This window comes from Limnohabitans sp. Rim8, from assembly GCF_945869175.1.
In the GTDB taxonomy this organism is placed as follows: Bacteria; Pseudomonadota; Gammaproteobacteria; order Burkholderiales; family Burkholderiaceae_C; genus Limnohabitans_A.
This window is the reverse complement of sequence record NZ_CAMBNZ010000127.1, coordinates 1-5,232: the sequence shown is the minus strand read 5'-3', so window position 1 is coordinate 5,232 and position 5,232 is coordinate 1. Positions and strand designations below refer to the sequence as shown.

Annotated in this window: 5 protein-coding genes; 3 read left to right on the top strand and 2 right to left on the bottom strand. The window is 57.9% G+C overall.

Going from position 1 to position 5,232, the window contains the following annotated elements; all coding sequences use genetic code 11:
* Together Q0O19_RS13760 and Q0O19_RS13755 are read right to left on the bottom strand one after the other, a co-directional pair.
* A partial coding sequence (locus tag Q0O19_RS13760; RefSeq protein ID WP_295523901.1) for an NAD-dependent epimerase/dehydratase family protein occupies positions 1-447 on the bottom strand: 447 nt, incomplete at its 3' end.
* Positions 448-461: 14 nt separating this feature from the next.
* Positions 462-2,198, bottom strand: coding sequence for an IlvD/Edd family dehydratase (locus Q0O19_RS13755; protein WP_295523899.1), 1,737 nt, complete (start codon positions 2,196-2,198; stop codon positions 462-464).
* A 183-nt stretch (positions 2,199-2,381) separates the two neighbouring features.
* Here Q0O19_RS13755 and Q0O19_RS13750 point away from each other — a divergent pair, with 183 nt between their 5' ends.
* The 3 genes from Q0O19_RS13750 to Q0O19_RS13740 are packed head-to-tail and all read left to right on the top strand — an operon-like array spanning position 2,382 to position 5,063.
* On the top strand, positions 2,382-3,203 hold the full coding sequence (locus Q0O19_RS13750; protein ID WP_295523903.1) for a FadR/GntR family transcriptional regulator: 822 nt from the start codon (positions 2,382-2,384) through the stop codon (positions 3,201-3,203).
* Entirely contained in the window at positions 3,187-3,768 is a 582-nt protein-coding gene (locus tag Q0O19_RS13745) for a TRAP transporter small permease (protein WP_295523897.1), read from the top strand. Before Q0O19_RS13750 ends, Q0O19_RS13745 begins: the two co-directional genes overlap by 17 nt.
* A complete protein-coding gene (locus tag Q0O19_RS13740) occupies positions 3,765-5,063 on the top strand; it encodes a TRAP transporter large permease subunit (RefSeq protein ID WP_295523895.1) in 1,299 nt (432 codons plus the stop codon). The genes Q0O19_RS13745 and Q0O19_RS13740 overlap by 4 nt, the downstream gene beginning before the upstream one ends.
* Positions 5,064-5,232: the final 169 nt, after the last annotated feature.

Sequence of the window (5,232 nt, the reverse complement as noted above, 5' to 3'; positions counted from 1 at the left end):
TTGCGGCGTCGGCAAGGTGGTGTCGGCCACCAGCGCAGGCATGGGATTGGCCGCGTCCGGGCCAAATACCGCCACAGAGCTGGCAAACACCAGGCGCGGGGCTTTGCCCAATCGCTCGGTGGACACGCGGATGCTGTCCAGCAGCAAACGCGAACTGTCGACGTTGGAACGCAGACCCAGGTCGAAGTCGAGCTCGCACTCCCCGGAGACGGCCGATGCCAAATGGAAAACGCCGTCAAAGCCACTTGTGAACAAGTCACCTTGTTCCAGCATGGGGCCGGCATGGCCCTTGACCCTCGGGTCGGCCAGCAAGTCGGCGGGGGCTGGAAAGAGGTCGGCAATGACCACTTCATGGACGGTCTGGCCGCTGAGTTGGCCTTTTTTCAAAATCTCGCGGGCCAGCCGAGCGCCCAAAAATCCGGCACCGCCGGTGATCAAAATCCGCATGTTTATTCCTTGGTTCAGTGGTTGTCTTTGGGCACGGCCGCGCCGCGCTGGCCGACCAGAAAGTCCATGTCCGCGCCTTCGTCGGCTTGCAACACATGGTCAATGTAGAGCTTCCAGTAGCCCGAGTTCATGGCCGGTGCGGGCTTTTCCCACAAGGCCAGGCGGCGTGCAAGCTCCTCGTCGCTGATGAGCAGTTGCAGTTTGCGTTCGGGCACATTCAGTTCAATCATGTCGCCGTTCTGCACCACCGCCAACGGGCCTCCGGCTGCCGCTTCGGGTGTGGTGTGCAGCACCACGGTGCCGTAAGCCGTGCCGCTCATGCGGGCGTCGCTGATCCGCACCATGTCGGTGATGCCTTTGCGCAGCACCTTGGGTGGCAGCGGCATGTTGCCCACTTCGGCCATGCCGGGGTAGCCCTTGGGCCCGCAGTTTTTGAGCACCAAAATGCAGTTTTCATCGACGTCCAGACTCTCGTCGTCGATGCGTCGGTGGAAGTCGTGGCTGTCTTCAAACACCACGGCGCGCCCGGTGTGCACCATCAGGGCCGGGGTGGCCGCGCTGGGTTTGATGACCGCACCACGCGGGGCCAAGTTGCCGCGCAAGATGGCGATGCCCGCTTTTTCTTTGAAGGGTGCGTCGAATTTTTTGATCACGCGTGGGTCGTAATTCACGGCGCTCGCGATGTTTTCGCTCACGGTCTTGCCGCTGACGGTCACGATGTCTTTGTGCAGCAAGTGCTCGATCTCCTTCATCACGACAGGCAGACCCCCGGCGTAGCAGAAGTCTTCCATCAGGTGCTCGCCCGAGGGCTGCAGGTTCAAGAGGCAGGGCAGTTCGCTGCCCAGGCGTTCAAAGTCGTCCACGGTCAGTTTCAGACCCAGGCGGCCAGCGATCGCGATCAGGTGGATCACCGCGTTGGTCGAGCCGCCAATGGCGGCCAGCGTGCGGATGGCGTTTTCAAAGGCTTCGCGTGTGAGCACTTGGCTGATGGTCTGGTCGGTGTGCACCATCTCGACAATGCGCCGTCCAGCTTCGCGGGCCAGCACATTGCGACGGCCGTCCACAGCCGGGTAGGCGGCGTTGCCCGGCAGGCCAATGCCCAAGGCTTCCACCATGCTGGCCATGGTGCTGGCGGTGCCCATGGTCATGCAATGACCGTGGCTTCTGTGCATGCAGCTCTCGGCTTCAAAAAAGTCGGTCAGCTTGAGCGTGCCTGCTCGGACTTGTTCGCTCATGCTCCACACACCGGTCCCTGAGCCCAGTTCCTGGCCGCGCCATTTGCCGTTCAACATCGGGCCACCCGAGACGCCAATGGTGGGCAAGCCCACGCTGGAAGCGCCCATCAACAAGCTGGGAGTGGTCTTGTCGCAGCCCATGAGGAGCACCACGCCGTCGATCGGGTTGCCACGGATGCTTTCCTCCACATCCATGCTGGCCAGGTTGCGGTACAGCATGGCGGTGGGGCGCAGCAGCGTTTCGCCCAAAGACATCACGGGAAACTCAAGCGGGAAACCACCTGCTTCGTACACCCCGATCTTGACCTGTTCGGCCAGGGTGCGGAAGTGCGAATTACAGGGCGTGAGTTCGCTGAAGGTGTTGCAAATGCCAATGACGGGGCGACCGTCAAACTGGTCGTGTGGCACGCCCTTGCCCTTGACCCAGCTGCGGTAAGCAAAGCCGTCGCGGTCTTGGCGGCCAAACCATTGCTGGCTGCGGAGTTCTTCGGGTTTTTTGCGAGGATTGGAGGCCATGGGGTTTGTCTGAATGGGGGGTTGAAAAATAACTTCAATCGTATGATGAATGAAGTGGTTTTGCCACCATGAAAACCCTGAGTCCGGCCTGAATCGCTTCGCGATAGGGACGATCTTCAGGGTTTTCCGCAGGTTTCAAATTCTTTATTCATCATATGATTGGGAATCAATAATTTGCTGATCATGGTCAAAAACGCACACGGTCACACCCTCGATTTGCTGGGACACGCCATCTTGTCAGGCCGCTATGCGGTGGGCGCCAGTTTGCCGCCAGAGCCGCTGTTGTGCGAAGCGTTCGGCGTGAGCAGAACTGTCGTGCGCGAAGTCATCAAGTCCTTGGTGGCCAAAGGTTTGCTGTTCACGGGTCCCAAAGTGGGGACGCGTGTTTTGCCCGATGCAGACTGGAACTGGTTTGACCCCGATGTGGTGGCCTGGCAAGCGCAATGCGGTCTGACCCCGGAATTTTTGAAAGACCTGCAAGAGCTTCGCCGTGTGGTCGAGCCTGCTGCTGTGCGCTTGGCGGCCGAGCGGGCTACACCCGAAGACATTGTCCAGATCGAAGCTGCTTATGCGGGGATGAAAAAAGCGGTGGAAGAGGGTGGAGATTACGTCACATACGACATGCGTTTTCACCAAGGTTTGTTGCAGGCCTCCCACAACCGAATGCTGGTGCAAATGAGCAAAGCCCTCAATTCTTTGCTGCGCACCAGTTTTGAAATTTCAACGCGCATCAAGGATGGCCCTAAAAATTCTCTACCACTGCACCGTGCCGTGCTCAACGCCGTGATCGCTCGCGAACCGGTCATAGCCGAACGCGCCATCATGGTCTTGATCGAGGGGGCCAAAGACGACATCGATCTTGTCTTGTCATCCCGCAAAAAACTGCCAGTCGTTTCGGGTATGGCCACACCGATCAAGACCCAAGTCAAGCCCAAAACACTTTCCAAAACCATGGTCAAAATGAACATTCCAAAATCAGGGGCTGCGCTTGCACAAAATCATTGATCTTTTCTTCAAGCTGCTGGAGTTTCTGGTGGTGGTCTGTCTTGTGGCCATGGTGGTCATGGTGTTTGGCAATGTGGTGCTGCGCTACGGTTTCAATTCGGGCATTTCCATCTCGGACGAGATGTCGCGCTACTGCTTCATCTGGTTGACCTACCTTGGGGCGATGGTGGCCATGCGCGAAAAAGGCCACTTGGGTGTGGATACGCTGGTGCGCCGTTTGTCCTTGGGCGGTAAAAAATGGTGTTTTTTCTTGAGCGAAGTGATGATGCTCGGTTGCAATGTGCTGTTTTTTTGGGGCACTTGGAAAATGCATGACCTGCAGGTGACCAACATCTCGGTCGTCGTCGGCATTTCCATGATCTGGATTTATGGCATCGGCTATGTCACCGCCAGTGTCATGGCCGTCATGAACCTCAACCAATTGCGTTTACTGCTGACCGGTCGCCTCAAAGAAGAGGACTTGGTGATGGTGGTGGAGTCTGAGGACACCGTCGTGCTGGAAGAACTTCAGCACAAAGGCGTGACCTCCGAGGCCATGGTGCCGGAAGTGCGAGGCCGCGCATGACCATCGCTGTTTTTGTGTTCAGCTTGTTGGGCGCCATGGCATTGGGCATGCCCATCGCTTATGCCTTGCTGGTGTGTGGTTTGAGTCTGATGGCCTACATGGCCAGCAACGGCATGATCAATGCCTTTGACAGCCAAATTTTGGCGCAGCGTTTTGTCGATGGCGCTGACAACTTCCCTTTGCTTGCTGTACCGTTTTTCCTCTTGGCGGGCGAGTTCATGAATGCTGGCGGCCTGAGTCGCCGCATCGTGAACCTGGCCATGGCCTGGGTTGGTCATTTCAGGGGGGGGCTGGGTTATGTGGCTGTGATGGCGGCCGTCATCATGGCCTCGCTGTCTGGTTCGGCCGTTGCCGACACGGCGGCGCTCGCGGCTTTGCTGATCCCGATGATGAAGCGGGCGGGCTACAACGTGGGCCGATCGGCGGGTTTGATCGCTTCTGGCGGCATCATCGCGCCCGTGATTCCGCCGTCCATCGGGTTCATTATTTTTGGGGTGGCGGCCAATGTGTCCATCACCAAATTGTTCTTGGCCGGCATTGTGCCGGGCCTCTTGATGGGTGTCGCGATTGGTTTGACTTGGTGGTGGGTGGCCAGGCGTGAAAACGTCCAGCCGGGCCCTCGAATGAAGCTGACCGAGAAATTGCATGCCACCCGTGAGGGCATTTTGGCTCTGGGCTTGCCCATTTTCATCATTGGCGGCATGAAGTTTGGCGTGTTCACCCCGACCGAAGCGGCAGTAGTGGCGGCTGTTTACAGTTTTGTGGTGGGTGCGTTTGTGTACCGAGAACTGCAGTGGTCCAAGCTCTATGGTTTGATTTTGACGGCAGGCAAGACCACGGCGGTCATCATGTTTTTGGTGGCGGCGGCCATGGTCAGCGCCTGGCTCATCACCGTGGCCAACATCCCGGCCGAAGTCGCCCGCATGATGGAGCCGCTGATGGGCAACAAGACCTTGCTGATGGTCGTGCTGATGCTCTTGGTGGTGGTGGTGGGTACGGCACTGGATTTCACACCCACGGTGCTGATCTTGACGCCAGTGCTGATGCCCTTGGTCATCAAGGCGGGCATTGACCCGGTCTACTTTGGCGTGCTGTTCATCATGAACAACGCGATTGGTTTGATCACGCCGCCCGTGGGCACCGTGCTCAACGTGGTGTGTGGTGTGGCCAAGATCAACATGGACACCGCTTTCAAGGGGGTCTTGCCCTTCTTGTTGGCGCAGCTCTGTGTGCTGGCCTTGTTGATTGCTTTTCCGTCCATCGTCATCGAGCCGATGAAATGGATGCTGAGATGATTTCTTAACCCTGTGTGTTTTTTCTTAAAGGAGACAGTCATGTTGAAACGCAGAAATTTGGTGACCCTGATCGCGGGCACTTTCTTGGTGGCATCGAGCGCCATGGCGCAGTTTGCCGATCGCAACATCAAGTTCACCAATGGTGTGAATGAAGACCACCCGGTGGGCG